This window comes from Streptomyces sp. NPDC058637, assembly GCF_042717325.1.
Lineage (GTDB): Bacteria > Actinomycetota > Actinomycetes > Streptomycetales > Streptomycetaceae > Streptomyces.
Genome location: NZ_JBHXRD010000004.1, coordinates 128,348 through 145,807, shown reverse-complemented (window position 1 = coordinate 145,807; position 17,460 = coordinate 128,348). Strand labels below are relative to the sequence as shown.

The following is a 17,460-nucleotide window of genomic DNA, read 5'->3' as shown; positions in this document are numbered from 1 at the left end:
GCGCCAGCACCTGACGCAGAGTGACGAAAGGTAGGTCCATGAACGAGACACAACCCACCCGGTCCACAGCCGAATCGGAGCGCTACCGCAACGCCGGCCACTGGGAAGGAGTGACCTTCGGTTCCTCCCTGCGCCGCTGGGCCGCCACCCGCCCCGAAAGCGTCGCGCTGGTCGACGGCGACCGCCGGTGGACCTACGCGGAGCTGGACCGCGAGGCGGACCGCGTCGCGCGCGGACTGCGCGGCCTCGGAATGGGGCAAGGAGACCGAGTGGTGGTCCAGCTGCCCAACTGCGCCGAATTCGCGCTGATCTGGTTCGGCCTGCAGCGCCTTGGAGCAGTCCCCGTACACGCCATGCCGGGCCACCGGCGCACGGAGATCAGCCACCTCGTACGCACCTCCCGGGCCACGGCCTGCGTCATAACCGACCGACACGCGCGCTTCGACCACCGCGAGCTACTGCGGGAGGTGCTCGCGGATCATGAGTCGTCAGGCTCCCTGCGCCATGTCGTCGTGGTCGGGGATACGGGCCGGCACGAGGACTTCGTCCGGTTCGACGAACTGCGCGAGGCCGGCGACGGGCAGGAGCCCCTCCCTGCCGACGGCGGGGCCGATTCCGGCGACCTCGCCCTGCTGCTGCTCTCCGGCGGAACCACAGGGCTGCCCAAGCTCATCCCGAGGACACACGACGACTACAGCTACAACGCGCGGGCCAGCGCCGATCTCTGCGCGTTCGACCCCGGCACCGTCTATCTGGCCGTCCTGCCGATCGCCTTCAACTTCACGCTGTCTTGTCCCGGCGTGCTCGGCACCCTCTTCCGTGGCGGGACCGTGGTGGTCTCGCCCGATCCCAGTCCGCAGACCGCGTTCGCGCTCATCGAGCACGAGGGGGTGACCGTCACCTCGCTGAGCCCACCGCTCGTCCCGCACTGGATGGACGAAGCGGCCACCGGCCTGTCGGACATCAGCAGCCTCGCCGTGGTCCAGGTCGGCGGGGCCCGGCTGCCCGACGACCTCGCGCGTCGGCTCGGGCCCGCCCTCGGCGTGACGGTGCAGCAGGTGTTCGGCATGGCGGAGGGGTTGATCAACCTCACACGCCTCGACGATCCGGAAGAGCTCGTCTGCTCCACCCAGGGCCGCCCGATCTCACCCGACGACGAGGTGCTCGTCGTGGACGCGGAGGGCGAGCCGGTGCCCGACGGCGCTCCCGGCGAGCTGCTGACCCGGGGTCCGTACACGCTGCGCGGCTACTACAGGGCCGAGGAGCACAACCGGACGGCGTTCACCGAGGACGGCTACTACCGCACGGGAGATCTCGTACGGCGCCTCCCCTCCGGGCACCTCGTCGTCGTGGGTCGGATCAAGGACCAGATCAATCGCGGGGGCGAGAAGATCGGCGCGACCGAGGTGGAGGAACAGCTGCTGACCCACCCCTCCATCACCTCCGCCGCCCTGATCGGCGTACCCGACGAGCGCTGGGGTGAACGCTCGGTCGCCTTCGTCATGTGCGCGGGGAGCGCGCCGAGCACTCGTGAGCTGGCCGCCTTCCTGAGGGAGCGCGGGCTGGCGGACCACAAGGCCCCGGACGAGGTGGTCGAAGTGGGGCACATGCCTCTCACAGCCGTAGGAAAGATCGACAAGACGGCGCTGGCCCGGCAGTTGCCCCGGGCGTGAAAGCAGGAAGGGGAGGGCTTGCATACCCCTCCCCTTCCGATCCCCTGCCCCTACGCAGCGCGGGACAGCGGCTCCCCGGCGCAGCCGACCAGCTCCCGGGTCACCGGGTGCTCCGGGTGTAGGAGGACACGCTCCGCGGGGCCGGCTTCGACCACCCGCCCCGCGTCCAGGACGACGACCTCGTCGGCGCAGCGGGCGGCAGCCGCCAGGTCGTGCGTCACCATCACGACGGTCAGTCCCAGCGTCCGTCTCAGTGTGTTGAGCAGGGTCAGGACCCCGCTCCCCGTCTCGGGGTCGAGTGCCGAAGTGATCTCGTCACACACCAGAACACGCGGTCCGGCAGCCAGTGCCCGTGCAAGGGAGACCCGTTGACGCTGACCACCCGACAGCTCGCCCGGTCGTCGTCCCAGGATTTCGGGGACCAGACCGACCAGGTCGAGCAGCCTGACGGCCTCGGTCGCCGCCGCCCCAGCCGGCAGCCCTCGATGCCTCGTCAACGGTCGCGTGAGCGCCATACGCACCGATTCGCGCGGGTTGAGCGCGCCACGCGCGTCCTGGGCGACCAACTGGAGGGCGGCGCCCCCATCCGCCGGCGTGTGCTCCTCCCGCCAGGCGACACTCCCTGCGGTGTACCGGTGCAGCCCCACGAGACAGCGGGCCAGGGTGGTCTTTCCGGAACCGGAGGGGCCCACTACGGCCGTACAGCTACCGCCGTCGACCGTGAGGGAAACGTCGTGCAGGACGGTCTCGCGTCCATGAACGGCCAGCAGGCCCTCCACGGACAGCAGCCCGCCGGTCGGACGGCCGGCGGGCGCCCCCGCAAGCCGGGGCGCCGGGGCCGGAGCGGCCGCCGGCATCGGCGAGGTGAGGGGTGACGTGATCAGGCCGCCCTCCAGACGGATCACGTCGTCCGCTACGAAACCGATCCAGGCCGGGTCATGGCTGACCAGTACCGCGGCGCGCTCGCCCCCGCTCAGCACCTCGGCCAGCAGTGCGCGCATCCGCGCCGCCAGCGCCGTGTCCAGGCTGCTGGTCGGTTCGTCCAGGACCAGCAGGTCCGGAGAGCCCGCGAGAGCAAGGGCGAGAGCCACCCGTTGCGCCTGCCCGCCCGAGAGTTGGTGCGGCACCCGCCGCTGGAACGCCCGGTCGGCGGGCAGCCGCACGGATTGGAGCAGCGACTCGGTCTCCGCCGCGACCACTTCCGCGCTCGCCGCGCCCGTCCGCAGCCGCACAGCCTCGGATATCTGCTGACCGATCCGCAGCGCGGGGTTGAGGGATGAGGCGGGGTCCTGGCCCAGAAACGACACGACGCGTCCCCTGAGGCGTCGGGCGCCCTGCCGCGTGAACGGGTCGGCTCCGGCCACCCGGACATCCCCCTCACGCCTTTCCAGGCCGGGCCGGACATGGCCGAGCAGGCCGAACGCAAGGCTGCTCTTTCCGGACCCCGACCTCCCCACCACCCCGAGCACCTGCCCGCGCTCCACGGACAGGCAGGCGTCGAGCAGCACGGGCGGGCCCCCGGCCGTCGGGCCGATGGTCAGTCCCTTGATCTCGGCGAACGTGCTGGTCATGCCACACCTCTTCCTGCGGCGTCCGCGAGCCGGCCGGCCAACAGACCCACGCATACGGACAGCACTACGAGCAACAGGGCCGGAACAAGAAAGGGGGCGAGTGCCAGCGTCGCTCCCGGAAGGTTCTCGTTGACCATGCGTCCCCAGTTGGGCGCTGTACCACCCCGTCCGAGACCGAGGAACCCGGCTGTGGCGGTGAGGTGCAGCGAGGCGACCAGACGCAGGGCGGTGTCCAGGAGGGCCGGCCCGGCGATGTTGGGCAGCACGTCGTGGCGCAACACGGCCGTTCGGCTGTCACCCCGGGCGCGGGCGACCTCAACGTATCCGCTGGTGAGGATGGAATCCGCCGCAGCACGCAGGACCCTGACGGAGAAGGGCGCGGTGGCGAGTGCGACGGCCGCCACGACAGCGGTATCGCTGCCAGGGAAGCCCGCGGCCAGCACCAGGATGAGCAGGAGGGCCGGCAGTACTGCCAGCGCGTCGACGGCCCGGAGCGCGACGTCGCCGAAGCGGGGGGAGACCATGGCGGCCAGTACGCCGGCGGCCACCCCGATGACACCGGCGAGCACTGTCCCGGCGACAGCGATGAGCACGATCGTCCGGCCCCCGCCCAGCACCCGGCTGGCTACGTCCCGGCCGAGGATGTCGGTCCCGAGAAGAAAACCTCCACCCGGCTGCTGGAAGGGCGCCCCAACCTGCTCGGTCGCGCCGTACGGAGCCGCCAGCGGGCCCAGCAGCGCGAGCGCGAGCACGAGGAGCGCGATTCCTCCGGTGAGATACGGCGGTCGGCGTCGGCACGCCCGGGGGCCGGCCGCACGTATGGCGCGGTCCCTCGTCATAACCTTGGTCATGCGTCGCGCCTTCCCTGTGCGCTGAGCCACCGCGCACAGATGTCACCCAGCAGGAGGATCGCCAGCATGACCGCGGCAAGGACGGTGGCGATCCCCTGGACCATCGGTATGTCCCGTGCGGCCACGGCCAGTTGCAGCTCCCGTCCGATCCCCGGATAGTCGAAGACGCTCTCCACCACCACGCCGGACCCGACCAGCGCCCCGGTGGTGAGGGTGAGCGCCTGGATGGCTGGGCCGGCCGCGTTGGGGAGTATGTGGCGCACCGCCAGGCGGGCTCCCCGGACGCCGTTCAGCCGGGCCGATTCCCCGTACGGCGTCGCCGCCACCTCGGCGACGGACACACGGAACAGCCTGGTGGCGACGGCCAGACCGACCGCGCTGAGCGTCAGTACCGGCAGGACGAGTGCGCGTGGCACATCGAGCGGCGTACCGCCGAGGGGAATGAGTGAGACACGCGGCAGGAGCTGGAACTGGACCGCCAGGACTGCGACCAGCAGCGACGCGAGGACGAACTCGGGCACCCCGGCGGCCGCGTGCATGACCTTGGAGACCCAACGGTCCGTAGCCCCGCCGCGCAGCCCGGTCCAGAGACCGAGCAGCGCGGCGAGAGGCGCGGTGAACGCGAGCGTCAGGCCGGCCAGCAGCAGGCTGTTCGGCAGCCGCGTGGCGAGAACGTCCATGACCGGCCGGTGACCGACGAACCCGGTACCCAGGTCTCCCCTGACGGCGTCTGCCGCCCATGACACGTACCGCTCGGTCACGGACCGGTCAAGGCCGAGTTCCGCACGGACCTCGGCGCGTTCCTCCGGCGAAGCGTCCACACCGGCCACCGCGCTGACCGCGTCACCCGGCAGCACAACCGTGATCGCGAAGATCACGGCTGACAACAGGACCAGCAGGACGGCCGCGCCCACGAGCCGGCGGCCGATGAAGGAGAGCTGACTCACGCCAAGGACGCCTGGGAGAAGCCCGGGAACTGCTCGAAGAGATCGTCCCGGATTCCGCCCACGCCCTTGGCCTGTGCGTTGAGGTTCGGCTTGAAGACCGGCAGTACCTGGTTCCCCTCGTCCCAGCGCTTGCGCTGTGCCGCCGTACCCAGCTTCCGGGCCTCGGCCCCGTCGCGCTCGGCACGGGACTTCGCCACCAGGGCATCGACCTCGGCATGCTTCCAGCCGAAGGCTGACGGTGAACCGCCGGCCGTGCTCATCTGGTAGGTCGACAGTGCGGGAATCGGCATCTGGTACGAGGCCGCAAGCGGCAGGCGGCTGTACGCTGCGAAATCTGCGAAGAGCTGGCCCGCGGGCAGTTCGCGGACCGATGCCCGCACACCCGCCTTCTTCAGGTCCTCGACGTACAGCGTGGCCATCTCCGCCATTCCGGGAGTCTCAGGGCCCGTGGTCAGCTCGACCTTCACCCCTTCGGCCCCGGCCGCCTTCAGCAGCTTCCTTGCTTTGTCCGGGTCGTAGGCACGCTGGGGCACGCTCTCCGCGTAGTCCGGGAAGCCGATGGACGGCAGGTCGTTGCCCACCACCGCGTTTCCGTAGAACACCGTCTTGACCATCGCCTCACGGTTCGCCGCGAGCTTGAACGCCTCACGCACCCGGGGGTCGTCGAAGGGCTTGACGCTCATGTTCATCTGGAACGACAGTCCCACGAGGTACGGGCTGCTCGTGGGCGCGAGCTCGACCTTCCCGTTATCTGCGAGCGTGCGTGCGGTGACCGGCGAGAGGTCATGGGCGAAGTCGATCTCGCCGCTGGTGAGCGCCCCGGCGCGGGCCGTCGAGTCCGCGATCGACCGCAGTTCCAGGCCCTCGAGGTGGGGCACCTGCCCGTAGTGGTCGTCGTAGCGTGTGAACGCGGATCCCTGACCGGGCGTGAACTCGCTGAGCCGGAAGGGCCCGCAGCTCGGCATTCCCTGCGCGAAGCGCCGGGTCCCGTCCTTGACGATCAGGAAGTTTCCCTGACACAGGATCATGCGGCCGTCCGCGATGGGCCGGAGCGTGGGCAGTACGACCTTGAGGTCACCATCCGCCTTGGCGGCCGCGAGGTCGAAGTTCAGTGCGGCCAGTCTGTACACCGGCAGCATGCTCTTGCCCGCGAGTGCGGACAGTGAATGCAGAATGTCCGCCGAGGTCAGCTTCGACCCGTCGGTGAAGCGGACGCCGGGCCGGACGTGCAGGGTGTACGTGGACAGGTCCTCGGCTATGTCGATCCCCTTGAGCACTCCGTAGCGCACGCCGTCAGGGGCGGAGGGATCGAGATTTCCCAGGGTGCCGTGCCAGGCTCGGGCCCGGACCAGGTCCAGCGCCGAAGGGCCGTTGAAGAAGTCGAGCGTCTCGGAGGCGCCACCCCCCACGAAGGCCGCACGGAGCGTGCCACCCGTGCGGGGTGAGGAACCGCCGCCGGCCTTCTCCGAGGTGGAGAGATCATCGGTCGAGCACGCCGCCAGCAGGCCGGGCCCAACGGCCAGAGCCATGGCTCCCGTAGCGCTGCGGCGTAGGAAGGCACGGCGGTCGAACTGTCTGGACATGCTTCTCCTTGAAGAAGTGCTGATCGGATCCGAGATGAAAGGAATGCGGACACGGGGGCGGTCACGTGCCGCATACGGGGGGTGCACGCATGCGGCCGGCCGAAGCCGATCGAGCTTCATGATGCGAACTGGGGGCGCACAGCCGTCGGGTCAGCTCCGCGCCGGAATCCGCACAGGTCAGTCGACGGCGCCTTCGCGCAGGGTGACGGCACCTGATGGACAGGCCCACACCGCGTCGCGTACGGCTGACAGTTCGACGGCGGGCGGCGTGTCATCCAGCACGAGCACCAGACCGTCGTCGACCGCCTGGTCGAAGACGGCCGGTGCGGCGAGCACGCACTGCCCTGCCCCTACGCAGAGGTGCCGCTCAGCACGGACCCGCTCCGGTCCGACCGGCCGACTGGTCGCGCTCACGCAGACTCCTCCCCTGTGTTTCAGATGACGTCGGTGACGTCATCACCCACACAGTAGTTGATAACGATATTCATATTCAACACATCTGGATGCGCCCTCTCGACACCAAGGGCGACTCGACCCGCACCAGCCCTTCGTCGGCAGCGAAACCGAGCGGCCAGCACACCTTCAGGGCCCCCGGCTCCACCCAGGGGCCTTCACCCGCGTCCCGCGACCGCAGGAGTCGACCGTCGCCGCCCACCCCACACCCAGGCCGCATCCCTTACGCCAGGGGGACGGACGACGCGCCGCCATTCCGCGACCTCGTCGTCATCAAGATCAGTCATCCGGAAGCGACCCTCGGTGACAAGCCGCTCGATCGGCTCCTGTGCCTTCGCCCGCCGGGCTCGCGCGGCAGGCCGCGCGCCATAGGGCATGCGAGGGTTGACCGGCACCGCCAGCTCACTGCCGTCGGCGGCCGAAGAGTCGTGGTCGATCATCAGGACCCCACGATCCCGCAAGGCATCGGCCGAGCACCAGGCGCTCGACATCCAGGCCCGGTGCTCGGGGCACAGCCTGGGCCTGCCCGACACCAAACCCGGCCCGTTCTCCCAGCTGATGTCAGGGTCGGCCGCGGGCACCAGCTGCACGAACGCGGTCCCGGACGCGACTGAACGATCCCGCGTCGAGTCCGCCTACGCCGGCGGCCTCGCCTCGCTCGTTCCCGCCGACGGCCGCACTCTGGTGGACGCGCCTCAGCCGGCGGGACGACCATCGCGCGAGGTGCCCGGCCCACTCCGTGCGGCCGGACACCTCGCGCGCGTCGGATCACACCGCTGTCGTCCGATCCGGGTCGTCAAGGGGGGTGTTGACCCTCAGCCACCGGTAGCCGTACGGGTCCAGCGCGACATCGACGAGGCCGGCGGCCGCCGACTTGAGGGTGTCACCGGTGAAGACATCGGTGAGCAGTCGGCCGCCCCTCAGCCCCGGGACCTCGACGGAGGCGGTGACGGACCGCTCGGAGAAATTGTGCAGCACGAGCACCGCGCCGCCCTCCAGCGAACTGAGGTGGACCAGCACGCCCGGATCGTCCGCGTCGATGACCCGGTAGTCGCCCCAGGCCAACTCGGGGGTCTCCCGGTAGCGTTCGATCAGCGTCCGCATCCGACTCAGCGGCGAAGCCGGGTCGTGCGCCTGGTCGTGCGCGTTGACCTTCGTAGGGCCGAACGCACCCGTCACGACGGGATTGGGCAGCTCCACTCCCTCCCCCGCGGTGAAACCGCCACCCTTGTCGGGCGTCCACTGCATCGGGGTGCGGACGGCCTGCCGGCCCTCGGCCGCGAGGTTCTCGCCCATGCCTATCTCCTCGCCGTAGAACAGCACCGGTGTGCCGGGCAGGGAGAAGAGCAGGCTGTACGCCAGTTCCACGCGCCGCCGGTCGCCGTCGACCATCGGCGGCAGGCGGCGGCGCAGACCCCGGTCGTAGAGCTGCATGTCCTTGTCGGGGCCGAAGGCGGCGAACACCTCGGCGCGCTCGTCGTCGTCGAGTTTGTCGAGCGTGAGCTCGTCGTGGTTGCGGACGAACGTCGCCCAGTGCGCGTCGCGGGGCGCCGCGGGGCGCTCCCGGAGAGCCGCCGCCAGGGGGGCCGCCTCGCCCCGCGCCATCGACAGGTACATCTGCTGCATACCGATGAAGTCGAAGCACATGGTCAGCTCGTCACCGCGGGAGGACTCCGAGTCGCCGAAGAACTTCGCGGTGTCCGGGTAGGGCAGGTTCACCTCGCCCAGCAGCACCGCGTCACCGCTGCGGCGTCCGAGGAAGGCCCGCAGGTCGGCGAGGTACTCGTGCGGGTCGGGCAGCCGGTCCGCGTCCTCCTGGCCGTCGGTCTCCAGCAGGAACGGCACCGCGTCGACCCGGAATCCCGACAGTCCGAGCTGCGTCCAGAAGCCCATGATGCGCGCTATCTCGTCACGGACCGCCGGGTTGGCGACGTTGAGGTCGGGCTGCTGCTTGTAGAACCGGTGCAGGTAGTACTGCTCGGTGGTCTCGTCGTACTCCCACACGCTCTTCTCGACGTCGGGGAAGACCACACCCTCGGGGCCGTCCTCCGGCGGGCTGTCGCACCAGACGTACCAGTCGCGGTACTTCGACGTGCGGCTGGAGCGGGCGTCCTGGAACCACGGATGGTGGTCGGAGGTGTGGTTGACGACCAGGTCGGCGATGACCCGGATGCCCCGGTCGCGGGCGGTGCGCACGAACTCGGTGAAGTCGCCCAGCGTGCCGAGCCGGGGATCGACGGCGTAGAAGTCGGTGATGTCGTAGCCGTCGTCGCGTTCCCGCGTCGGATAGAACGGCATCAGCCACACGCAGGTGACACCGAGGCGCCCCAGGTGGTCGATGCGCTGGGTCAGGCCCGCGAAGTCTCCGGTGCCGTCGCCGTCGGAGTCCTGGTACGTCTCCACGTCCAGGCAGTAGACGACCGCGTTCTTCCACCACAGGTCGGAGGTACGGGTCAACCTCATCGGACACCCTCCGCGACGGCGGCCGGGGGACGGGTGACGTCCAGCTGCGGCAACACCTTCGCGCCGAACGCGTCGATGAAGGCGCTCTGCTCCTTGCCGACGTGGTGCAGCATGACGGCGTCGAAGCCCAGGTCGGCGTACTCCTGGAGCCAGGCCGCGTGCCGGCCGAGGTCGTCGGAGATGTTGACGGACTCCGCGACCCTGTCCGGTGAGACGTGCTCGCTGACGTTGTCGAACAGCTCGGCCGAGTCCAGGTCCCAGCTCGCCGGCGGCCCGTGGACATTGGTGCGCCACTGGTCGTGGGCGAGTTCCTGGGCGGTCCCCAGGTCGGGGGCCCAGCTGAGGTGCACCTGGAGGTGCAGCCGGCCGGCGCCACCCGCCGAACGGTAGGCGTCCACGATCCGGCGCAGCGTCTCGCGCGGCGCGTTGACCGTGATCAGGCCGTCCGCCCACTCCGCGCACCACCGCGCGGTCGCCTCGCTGCACGCGGCTCCCACCAACGGCGGCACCGTCTCCGGGCGCGTCCACAGCCGGGCCCGGTCCACGGTCACCAGCCCGTCGTGGCTCACCTCCTCGCCGCGCAGCAACGCCCGGATGATGTCGACGCACTCGCGCAGCCGCGCGTTCCGTACGTCCTTGCGCGGCCAACGGTCGCCGGTTATGTGCTCGTTGGACGCCTCACCGCTTCCCAGCGCCGCCCAGAAGCGGCCTGGGTACATCGTGGCGAGGCTGCCGATCGCCTGCGCGACGATCGCCGGGTGGTAGCGCTGGCCCGGGGCGTTCACCACTCCGAAGGGGATCCGGTCGGTGGCCTGGAGCGCCGCGCCGAGCCAGGACCAGGCGAAGCCGGACTCGCCCTGCCGGACGCTCCAGGGCGAGAAGTGATCCGAGCACATCGCGGCGGTGAAGCCCGCGCCTTCCGCGCGTACGACGGCTGCCAACAGGTCGGCGGGAGGTACTTGTTCATGGGAGGCGTGAAGTCCGTAGACGGTCATGAGGTCCGCGTACCCGGTACCGGAGGGATCATCGGTCGCCGTCGCGCCCGCTCGGCTCAGTCGTTGCGCCGGTGCACCCGCGCCTCCCACGGGGCGAGCACGAGGCGGCCGGGCCGCGCGGGGACCGAAGGGCCGTTGCTCATGACGAGTTCGGCGCCGTCCCATCCGGCGGGCATGACGGCGGAGGCCGTGTCGCCGGTGAAATTCCCGACGACCAGGAGCACTGTGCGGCCGTGCCGGCGTGTGAACGCGTAGATCCGCTCGTCGTCCGGCAGCAGCATCGTGAAGTCGCCGTGCACGACGGCCGGTTCCTGGTGCCGGAGGGCGATCAGCCGACGGTAGTGGTGGTAGACGGAGCCGGGGTCCGCGAGGGCCGCTTCGGCGTTGACCTCGGTGTGGTCCGGGTTGACGGGGATCCACGGGGTGCCTGTGGTGAACCCCGCATGCGGGGACGCGTCCCACTGCATGGGTGTACGGGCGTTGTCGCGGCCCATCGCCCGTAGTCCCGGCAGGACGTCTTCGGGTTGCGCCCCCGCGCGCAGCGCCTCCGTGTAGTGGTTCAGGGACTCGATGTCCCTGAAGTCCTCGATGGTGCGCAGAGGCGCGTTGGCCATGCCGAGTTCCTCGCCCTGATAGACGTACGGCGTGCCCCGGTGCAGGTGGAGCACGGTCGCGAGCATCGTCGCGGACCGGGTCCGGTGGCTCGGTCCGTCGTCACCGAACCGGGAGACCACCCGGGGCTGGTCGTGGTTGTTCCAGTACAGGCTGTTCCACCCGACGTCGGCGAGGCCGGACTGCCAGCGGCCGAGCGAGGCCTTGAGGTCGGTGAGCCGCAGCGGGCGGGGATCGAACTTGCCCCGCCCGTGGTCGAGCCCTACGTGCTCGAACTGGAAGACCATGTCGAGCTCGGCACGCGCCGGGTCGGTGAACAGGCGGGCCTGCTCGACCGTCACCCCGGGCATCTCCCCGACGGTCAGCAGCCGGCCCGGGTACCGGGCGATCACCTCGCGGTGCATCTCCTGGAGGTAGTCGTGTATGCGGGGTCCGCAGACGAAGTAGGGCGAGCCGTCACCGTACGGCCCCTGTTCGTGCGCCTCGCCGTCGGGGAGGGCGGGGTCCTTGGAGATGAGGTTGACGACGTCCATCCGGAAGCCGTCCACGCCCCGGTCCAGCCACCAGCGCATCATCGCGTACACGGCCCGACGCATCCGGGGGTTCTCCCAGTTGAGGTCGGGCTGCTTCGGCGAGAAGAGATGGAGGTAGTACGCGTCGCTCGCCGCGTCCAGCTCCCAGGCGGCACCGGAGAAGAAGGAGCCCCAGTTGTTGGGTTCGCGTCCCTCACGTGGCGGACGCCACCAGTACCAGTCGCGCTTCGGGCTCGCCGGGTCGCGTGACTCCTGGAACCACGGATGCTCGTCGGAGGTGTGGTTGACGACCAGGTCCATGACGAGTTTCATCCCGCGCTCGTGCACGGCGCCCACCAGCCGGTCGAAGGACGCCAGGTCACCGAAGACGGGGTCGATGTCCTGGTAGTCGCTGATGTCGTACCCGTTGTCGGCCTGCGGGGACGGGTTGACGGGCGACAGCCAAAGCACGTCGACGCCGAGCCCGGACAGATGGTCCAGGCGTCCGGTGAGGCCGTCCAGGTCGCCGACGCCGTCACCGTCGGAGTCGGCGAAGCTGCGCGGATAGACCTGGTAGACCACCGCGGACCGCCACCACGCGTCCTCGGCGTGCCCTATGTCGTCGGCTGCCATCGGTGGACTCCTCTCGCCCGGGGTGGGGAACGTGAGTCTCCTTACCCCGGGGGCTGAGGTCATACCGCTCAGGGCGGCATCGCCGGCCGGGCGCCCCGGCTCCCCCGGGACGGACCGACCCCGCTGGGGCCCGTCCCCGCGCGCACCGGCCGGCGCCTTCTCGGCGAACTCCCGCGCGAGGTATGTCGGACCTCGCCCCTCAGCGGTCCCGTACCGGAGGGCACAGCGGTCCGCTTCGAATTGGCAGGGGTCCAGGGACCTGATCGCTCCGTGCGCCACGAGTCGGAGCCTCGTACCACGCCCAAGGAGACAGCCCGCCTCACGGTGCGTGCCCGCCCTCCTCCCGCTCAGTCTGGTCGAGCTCGTGGAGCCCCCTCTCCCATCGCAGACGGCGAACCTCGGCAGACTGCTCCCACCAGGGATCACCCCGCTCACCGAGCGCCACCTTCGCGGTGTTCACGCGTTTCCGCGCCCGGCCCTCAGCCTTCGCGTCAGCGGCGCGGCGTGCGGCAGCCACCCCGCGGCGCGCCGCCATCAGATGATGCCGTAGGCGGGAGGCGACGTCCTCGGGGATCTCCGGATCCGTCGCACGCCATCGGCGGTGGTCGACGACCACGTATCTGCCGTCCGGAGTCCGCTCCGGGTCCGCAGGAGGGTTCATCCGGTCGATGCTGTCCTGCGGCTCGGACGGACGGCATCAGGACACGCGGTCAACCGCGATCTTCCCCCAGGTCCAGGACGCCTCGTTCTTGATTCTCCGCGCGTGTCCGTGAGTTTCGGCGCGTACGCGATCCGTCCGCTTTCCTGAGCCGGAGGTCAGGGGCGCCTCATGGCACCCGTCCGGCTGGGTGCCACACCAGCGGGACGGACCTCAGCGGGCGCGACGGATGCGGATCGGGCCGCGGACCTTCGAGGGCTCGACGGGGCTACCACCCTGGGTGATCTCCACCTCACCGGCCTCGGCCAGCCGGTGGGCCGCGCGACGTGTCGGCTCCATCAGCGCGCGCCAGCCGTCGCCCTCCCCTTCGTACACCGCTCGTGCGGCGTCGGAGGGGCAGATCGTGGCTTTCGGGTCACGCCGCTCCAGCAGCTCCAGAATGGTCCGTTCCAAGCGTCGGTCCATCTGCCGCTCGTCGTCCTCCACTCCCCCAGTGTCGCACCCTGGAGCGAACGGCCGGAGGCTGCTCTCGCGCACGCGCACCCGCTGCCGCCCTTGAAGCGTTGGCTGTACCCTCCCCCCGCGCCAGGCTGACGGGCTGCGTCATGCGACCGCATCACTGCGGCGGTGGCTGTGGACCCGGGCCGACGGCGGCAACGTCTGGGACGCAGTACTCAGCCGGTAGCAACCCTGGCCGCGATCGAGGCTCGGCATACCCCCATCTCATGCTGTAACCAGCAGGTGGCGTCGGCCCCGACGGCTGCCCCGCAGGACCCGGCGGCACCTGGCTCGCGAACACCGGCCCCATGCGGGTGCGCCTCGGCCTGAGCAAGTGGAACAAGGTCGCCGGCCGATGCGTGACGTACAGCGCGGGCGAGGTCTGCGTGAACCGGCATGAACGCAGCTACCGCACGAACGGGCACGAGCGCGGGCAGATCGTTGTCAAGCCCGCATCCGGCCAGTGGATCGAGCCGCGGTGGGTCCGGGTCGGCCACGTCCACGACGGCACGGGCAACTCCCAGACCAAAGATCTGTGCGAGCCGTCCTGCACGCGGCGCAGCACGAACTGGTCGGGCACGACCATGCGCGTCGGCAGCGGCGCCGACGAGCACTTCGCCTCTGCCGGCTGGGCCCTCCCCTCCGGCGAGGTCAAGACCATGCGGGTCTCGTATCCCTGACGGACACCGCCGGCGAACACCACTGACGGAGGACCCTGACGCGTACTACTGACGCTTGACCCGCCGAGGGCGTCGCCCATGCGTCCGGCCGCGGACAATCGGCTCGGAACTCATCGTGCCGCCCTCGGCGATGCCGGCTCTACTGGGCCGGTGAACCTGCCGAGGCCGGGCGTCTACGCGAGCGGGTGGCGGGTCCCGTGATCCAGAAGGGCTGGTCGCCCTTTCCAGGGGTCCAGGCCGCGCCGCGTGCGGTCCCCCGGCCCGGCTTCGTCCCGGAGGGGCCCGCTGTTTCGTTGCTCAGGGCAAGGGTGGCGATCCGGTCCGCGCGAGCGGCAGGCGTATCTGCGTCGCCCGCGACGAGCACCAGATCCGCGGATGCCGCGGCGGGCGACCGCCGGCCGAACGAACCCACCGCCGGCGGACAGACCGCGTCGAGCGCTACGGGCGGTCCATCATCCGCATCTGCTCCTCCGTGTGGTGCTCGCCCGCGGCGGGCGGGAGGGCGTCGAGCCGGCCGAGCTGCTCGGGGCTCAGCCGGACCTCGGTGGCCGCCGTGTTCTCCTCGACGCGGGCGGTCCGGCGGCTGCCGGGGATCGGCACGATGTCGTCCCCCCGGGTGAGCAGCCACGCGAGGGCGACCTGCGCCGGGGTGGCTCCGGCCTCGTCGGCGACTGCCGCGATCCCGTCGGCGATGCGCAGGTTCCGCGGCAGGTTCTCCGCGGTGAAGCGGGGACTGTCCGCCCGGAGGTCGGAGGCGTCGAAACGCCCGGCCGAGCGGACCGTGCCGGTGAGGAAGCCGTGTCCGAGCGGCGAGTACGCCACGAATCCGATGCCCAGTTCACGCAGGACGGGAAGCACGTCCTGCTCCGGGTCACGGGTCCATAGCGAATACTCGGACTGGAGCGCGGTGACCGGATGGACGGCGTGCGCGCGGCGGATCGTGGCGGGGCCGGCCTCGGAGAGGCCGATGTGGCGGACCTTGCCCTCGGCGACCAGGTCGGCGAGGGCGCCGACGGTCTCCTCGATGGGGGTGCCGGGGTCGACGCGGTGCTGATAGCAGAGGTCGATGTGGTCCGTCCCGAGCCGCCGCAGTGAGCCCTCCACGGCGGTGCGGACGTTCGCCGGGCTGCTGTCGGGCCGCCCCGGCCCGCCGCCCGCGTGGGAGACCAGACCGAATTTCGTGGCGAGCACCACCTGGTCTCGCCGGCCGACGATCGCCCGGCCGACGAGCCGTTCGTTGGTGTAGGGCCCGTAGATTTCGGCGGTGTCGAGCAGGGTCGTACCGAGGTCGAGGGCGCGGTGCAGGGCGCGGACGGACTCCGCGTCGTCGGAGCCGGAGCCCGTGTAGCCGAAGGACATGCCCATGGTCCCCAGGCCGATCCGGGAGACCTCCAGGTTCCGCATCTTCGTGTATCTCATCGGACTGCCTCCTTCGGGGCGCGAGGGGATGGGGGCGGTGCGGGGGGCGCAGGGCGGCACCGCCCCTTCCGCTCCCACGACAGGAGACGGAGGGGGTGGCGGAGGGGGCGGTGGCCGTGCGCCCGGGGTCAGACCTCGTACTCGACGCCGACGCCGCCGAAGTGGAGCCGGCCCTGGACGAGGACCTTCTCGCCCTGCTTGTCGTAGCCGGTGAGGAGGCCCGCCTCCATCAGCCGGACGATGATCTGGGTGCTCAGCTCCTGCCGGCCGACGTCGCCGAGGCGCTTGACGAGCGCCTTGTAGCCGAACTCCTCCTCGGCGAGGTCCTGGAAGATCTGCCGGGTCTCCTCGTCCATCGGGTACTGCGCCATGTCGAGTCCGTCCCCGTTGGCCAGGACCTCCCGCTGCTCCAGCCGGAAACCGATCGGCTCGACACGGTAGTGCGGCTTGAGCACGGCCTTGCCGCCGGTCCAGCGGAAGCGGCTGATGCTGTTCAGCCGCTTGGTGAGGTCGCTGATCCAGCGGACCCGCGCCGGGTTCAGCTCGGCCTCGCTGAAGTCGTCGCTGAGCCCGGGGCGCTGGTGGCGGCCGATGGAGATCATGGTGGACGCCCGGTCGCGGAAGGACGCCACGGTCCCGCCGGGGTCCTCCAGGCCGTTGCCGACCAGGCTCTCGAACCACGTCCTTCGGGTCAGACGGTCGTCGTCGGACTCGGTGATGCGCCGCTTGCGCCAGAACTCGGAGTCGGGCTCGGTGAAGGAGGCGAAGGTGTAGAAGGAGGCGAGGAACTGGTGGTACTGCTCGTAGGCCTCGCGGTAGGTGCGGTTGTACCAGGCGTGCACCTCGTCCTTCTCGTCCCCGTGGCGGGTGATGCGGTCGATGGCCGCGGCGGCGGAGACCGCCGACTGCGAGGCCAGGTGCACGCCCTGGGAGAACAGCGGGTCGGTGAAGCAGGCGGCGTCGCCGCAGAGGAAGAAGCGGTCGGCGGAGAACAGCTCGGTGTCGTAGGACCAGTCCTGCACGATCCGGACCTCGTCGACCTGCTCCGCGCCGCCGAGGATGTCCATGGCCTTGGCGCACTTGGCGAGGGTCGCCGAGTAGAAGGCGTCGGCGCCCTGCTCGCGCACCTCCGCGGCCTTCGAGCGGTCGACGACCAGCCCGACGCTGTACAGGTCGTCCTTGATGGGGATCATCCAGACCCAGCCGTCCTCGAACGTGATCGAGTACGTGGTGCCCTTCAGGTCCCCGTGGAAGGGGTCCTCCAGCCGGAAGTACGACCAGACCGCGAAGTTCCGGTAGAACTCGTCGTACTGGCGCACGCCGAGCTTGCGGGCGACGGGGCCGCCGGAGCCGCCCGCGTCGATGACGAAGTCACTCTCGACGGTGAGGTTCTCGCCCCCCTGGCGCACCGTCAGGACCACGCGGTCCGGGTCGGACAGGTCCACGTCGGTGACGGGGGTCTCCTCGTGGACGGCTATCCCGCGGCTCCGGGCCTCGTCGAGCAGGAGCTTGTCGAACTCGCCGCGCTTCACCTGGACGGCGTGGTCGAAGACCCAGGGCTTGACCTTGGGGGCCGCGAAGGAAAACGTCCACGGGGCCTGGTCCTGGCCCCAGAGGAAGGTCGCCGAGGGCTTCTTGACGTAGTTCTGCGCGTCGATCTTCTCCTGGAGACCGAGGCGGTTGAGGATCGACATCGTGCCGGGCAGCAGCGACTCACCGATGCGGTACCGGGGAAAGGCGGTCCGCTCGTAGATCGTGACGTCGTGGCCGAGCTTGTGCAGGGTCAGACCCGCGACGCTGCCGGCCGGCCCTCCGCCGATGATCGCCACCTTCGATCGTGCCATCACGTACTCCTTGGGACGGGGACGGGCTGATGGGACTCCGCGCCGGTGCGGCGCGGAGCGGGCTGGGA

The 17,460-nt window shown here is 70.5% G+C and carries 15 protein-coding genes and 1 pseudogene; 3 read left to right on the top strand and 13 right to left on the bottom strand.

Features of this window, described 5'->3' with window-relative positions; genetic code table 11:
* Positions 1 to 38 precede the first annotated feature (38 nt).
* A complete protein-coding gene (locus ACFWVP_RS05665; protein WP_384493866.1) occupies positions 39 to 1,673 on the top strand; it encodes a (2,3-dihydroxybenzoyl)adenylate synthase in 1,635 nt (544 codons plus the stop codon).
* Positions 1,674 to 1,723: 50 nt separating this feature from the next.
* Here the strand turns inward: ACFWVP_RS05665 and ACFWVP_RS05660 are convergent, their stop codons facing one another.
* The 6 genes from ACFWVP_RS05660 to ACFWVP_RS05635 all read right to left on the bottom strand — a co-directional run bounded on the left by ACFWVP_RS05660 (position 1,724) and on the right by ACFWVP_RS05635 (position 7,668).
* On the bottom strand, positions 1,724 to 3,244 hold the full coding sequence (locus tag ACFWVP_RS05660) for an ABC transporter ATP-binding protein (RefSeq protein WP_384493865.1): 1,521 nt from the start codon (positions 3,242 to 3,244) through the stop codon (positions 1,724 to 1,726).
* Entirely contained in the window at positions 3,241 to 4,095 is an 855-nt protein-coding gene (locus ACFWVP_RS05655) for an ABC transporter permease (RefSeq protein WP_384493863.1), read from the bottom strand. Before ACFWVP_RS05655 ends, ACFWVP_RS05660 begins: the two co-directional genes overlap by 4 nt.
* Positions 4,092 to 5,042 carry an ABC transporter permease gene (locus tag ACFWVP_RS05650; RefSeq protein ID WP_384493861.1) on the bottom strand — a complete coding sequence of 317 codons (951 nt, stop codon included), beginning with the start codon at positions 5,040 to 5,042 and terminating at the stop codon, positions 4,092 to 4,094. The genes ACFWVP_RS05655 and ACFWVP_RS05650 overlap by 4 nt, the downstream gene beginning before the upstream one ends.
* Positions 5,039 to 6,625 carry an ABC transporter substrate-binding protein gene (locus tag ACFWVP_RS05645; RefSeq protein WP_384493860.1) on the bottom strand — a complete coding sequence of 529 codons (1,587 nt, stop codon included), beginning with the start codon at positions 6,623 to 6,625 and terminating at the stop codon, positions 5,039 to 5,041. Before ACFWVP_RS05645 ends, ACFWVP_RS05650 begins: the two co-directional genes overlap by 4 nt.
* Positions 6,626 to 6,802: 177 nt before the next feature.
* Positions 6,803 to 7,039, bottom strand: coding sequence for a ferredoxin (locus tag ACFWVP_RS05640; RefSeq protein WP_384493858.1), 237 nt, complete (start codon positions 7,037 to 7,039; stop codon positions 6,803 to 6,805).
* A gap of 197 nt (positions 7,040 to 7,236) precedes the next feature.
* A complete protein-coding gene (locus tag ACFWVP_RS05635) occupies positions 7,237 to 7,668 on the bottom strand; it encodes a hypothetical protein (protein ID WP_384493857.1) in 432 nt (143 codons plus the stop codon).
* Here ACFWVP_RS05635 and ACFWVP_RS05630 point away from each other — a divergent pair.
* Positions 7,574 to 7,774: pseudogene (locus ACFWVP_RS05630) on the top strand (snapalysin family zinc-dependent metalloprotease); the annotation flags it as partial. The gene ACFWVP_RS05635 and the pseudogene ACFWVP_RS05630 overlap by 95 nt on opposite strands.
* A 72-nt stretch (positions 7,775 to 7,846) precedes the next feature.
* On the opposite strand, the gene ACFWVP_RS05625 reads toward ACFWVP_RS05630, so the two are convergent.
* The 5 genes from ACFWVP_RS05625 to ACFWVP_RS05605 all read right to left on the bottom strand — a co-directional run bounded on the left by ACFWVP_RS05625 (position 7,847) and on the right by ACFWVP_RS05605 (position 13,416).
* Positions 7,847 to 9,541: an alpha-amylase family protein gene (locus ACFWVP_RS05625; RefSeq protein ID WP_384493855.1), complete on the bottom strand. Its 1,695-nt coding sequence runs from the start codon at positions 9,539 to 9,541 to the stop codon at positions 7,847 to 7,849.
* A complete protein-coding gene (locus ACFWVP_RS05620) occupies positions 9,538 to 10,536 on the bottom strand; it encodes a TIGR03885 family FMN-dependent LLM class oxidoreductase (protein ID WP_384493854.1) in 999 nt (332 codons plus the stop codon). Before ACFWVP_RS05620 ends, ACFWVP_RS05625 begins: the two co-directional genes overlap by 4 nt.
* Positions 10,537 to 10,592: 56 nt before the next feature.
* Positions 10,593 to 12,293: an alpha-glucosidase gene (locus tag ACFWVP_RS05615; protein ID WP_384493852.1), complete on the bottom strand. Its 1,701-nt coding sequence runs from the start codon at positions 12,291 to 12,293 to the stop codon at positions 10,593 to 10,595.
* Positions 12,294 to 12,612: 319 nt separating this feature from the next.
* Complete coding sequence (locus ACFWVP_RS05610) at positions 12,613 to 12,954, bottom strand: hypothetical protein (RefSeq protein WP_384493851.1); 342 nt, start codon at positions 12,952 to 12,954, stop codon at positions 12,613 to 12,615.
* 210 nt (positions 12,955 to 13,164) lie between these two features.
* On the bottom strand, positions 13,165 to 13,416 hold the full coding sequence (locus ACFWVP_RS05605; protein WP_384494003.1) for a DUF3253 domain-containing protein: 252 nt from the start codon (positions 13,414 to 13,416) through the stop codon (positions 13,165 to 13,167).
* Positions 13,417 to 13,757: 341 nt separating this feature from the next.
* Here ACFWVP_RS05605 and ACFWVP_RS05600 point away from each other — a divergent pair, with 341 nt between their 5' ends.
* Entirely contained in the window at positions 13,758 to 14,129 is a 372-nt protein-coding gene (locus ACFWVP_RS05600; RefSeq protein ID WP_384493849.1) for a hypothetical protein, read from the top strand.
* A gap of 438 nt (positions 14,130 to 14,567) precedes the next feature.
* On the opposite strand, the gene ACFWVP_RS05595 is transcribed toward ACFWVP_RS05600, so the two are convergent.
* Both ACFWVP_RS05595 and cmlS read right to left on the bottom strand, forming a co-directional pair.
* On the bottom strand, positions 14,568 to 15,548 hold the full coding sequence (locus tag ACFWVP_RS05595) for an aldo/keto reductase (protein WP_384493848.1): 981 nt from the start codon (positions 15,546 to 15,548) through the stop codon (positions 14,568 to 14,570).
* A gap of 128 nt (positions 15,549 to 15,676) precedes the next feature.
* Positions 15,677 to 17,392, bottom strand: coding sequence for a chloramphenicol-biosynthetic FADH2-dependent halogenase CmlS (cmlS, locus tag ACFWVP_RS05590; RefSeq protein WP_384493846.1), 1,716 nt, complete (start codon positions 17,390 to 17,392; stop codon positions 15,677 to 15,679).
* Between the last annotated feature and the right edge of the window lie 68 nt (positions 17,393 to 17,460).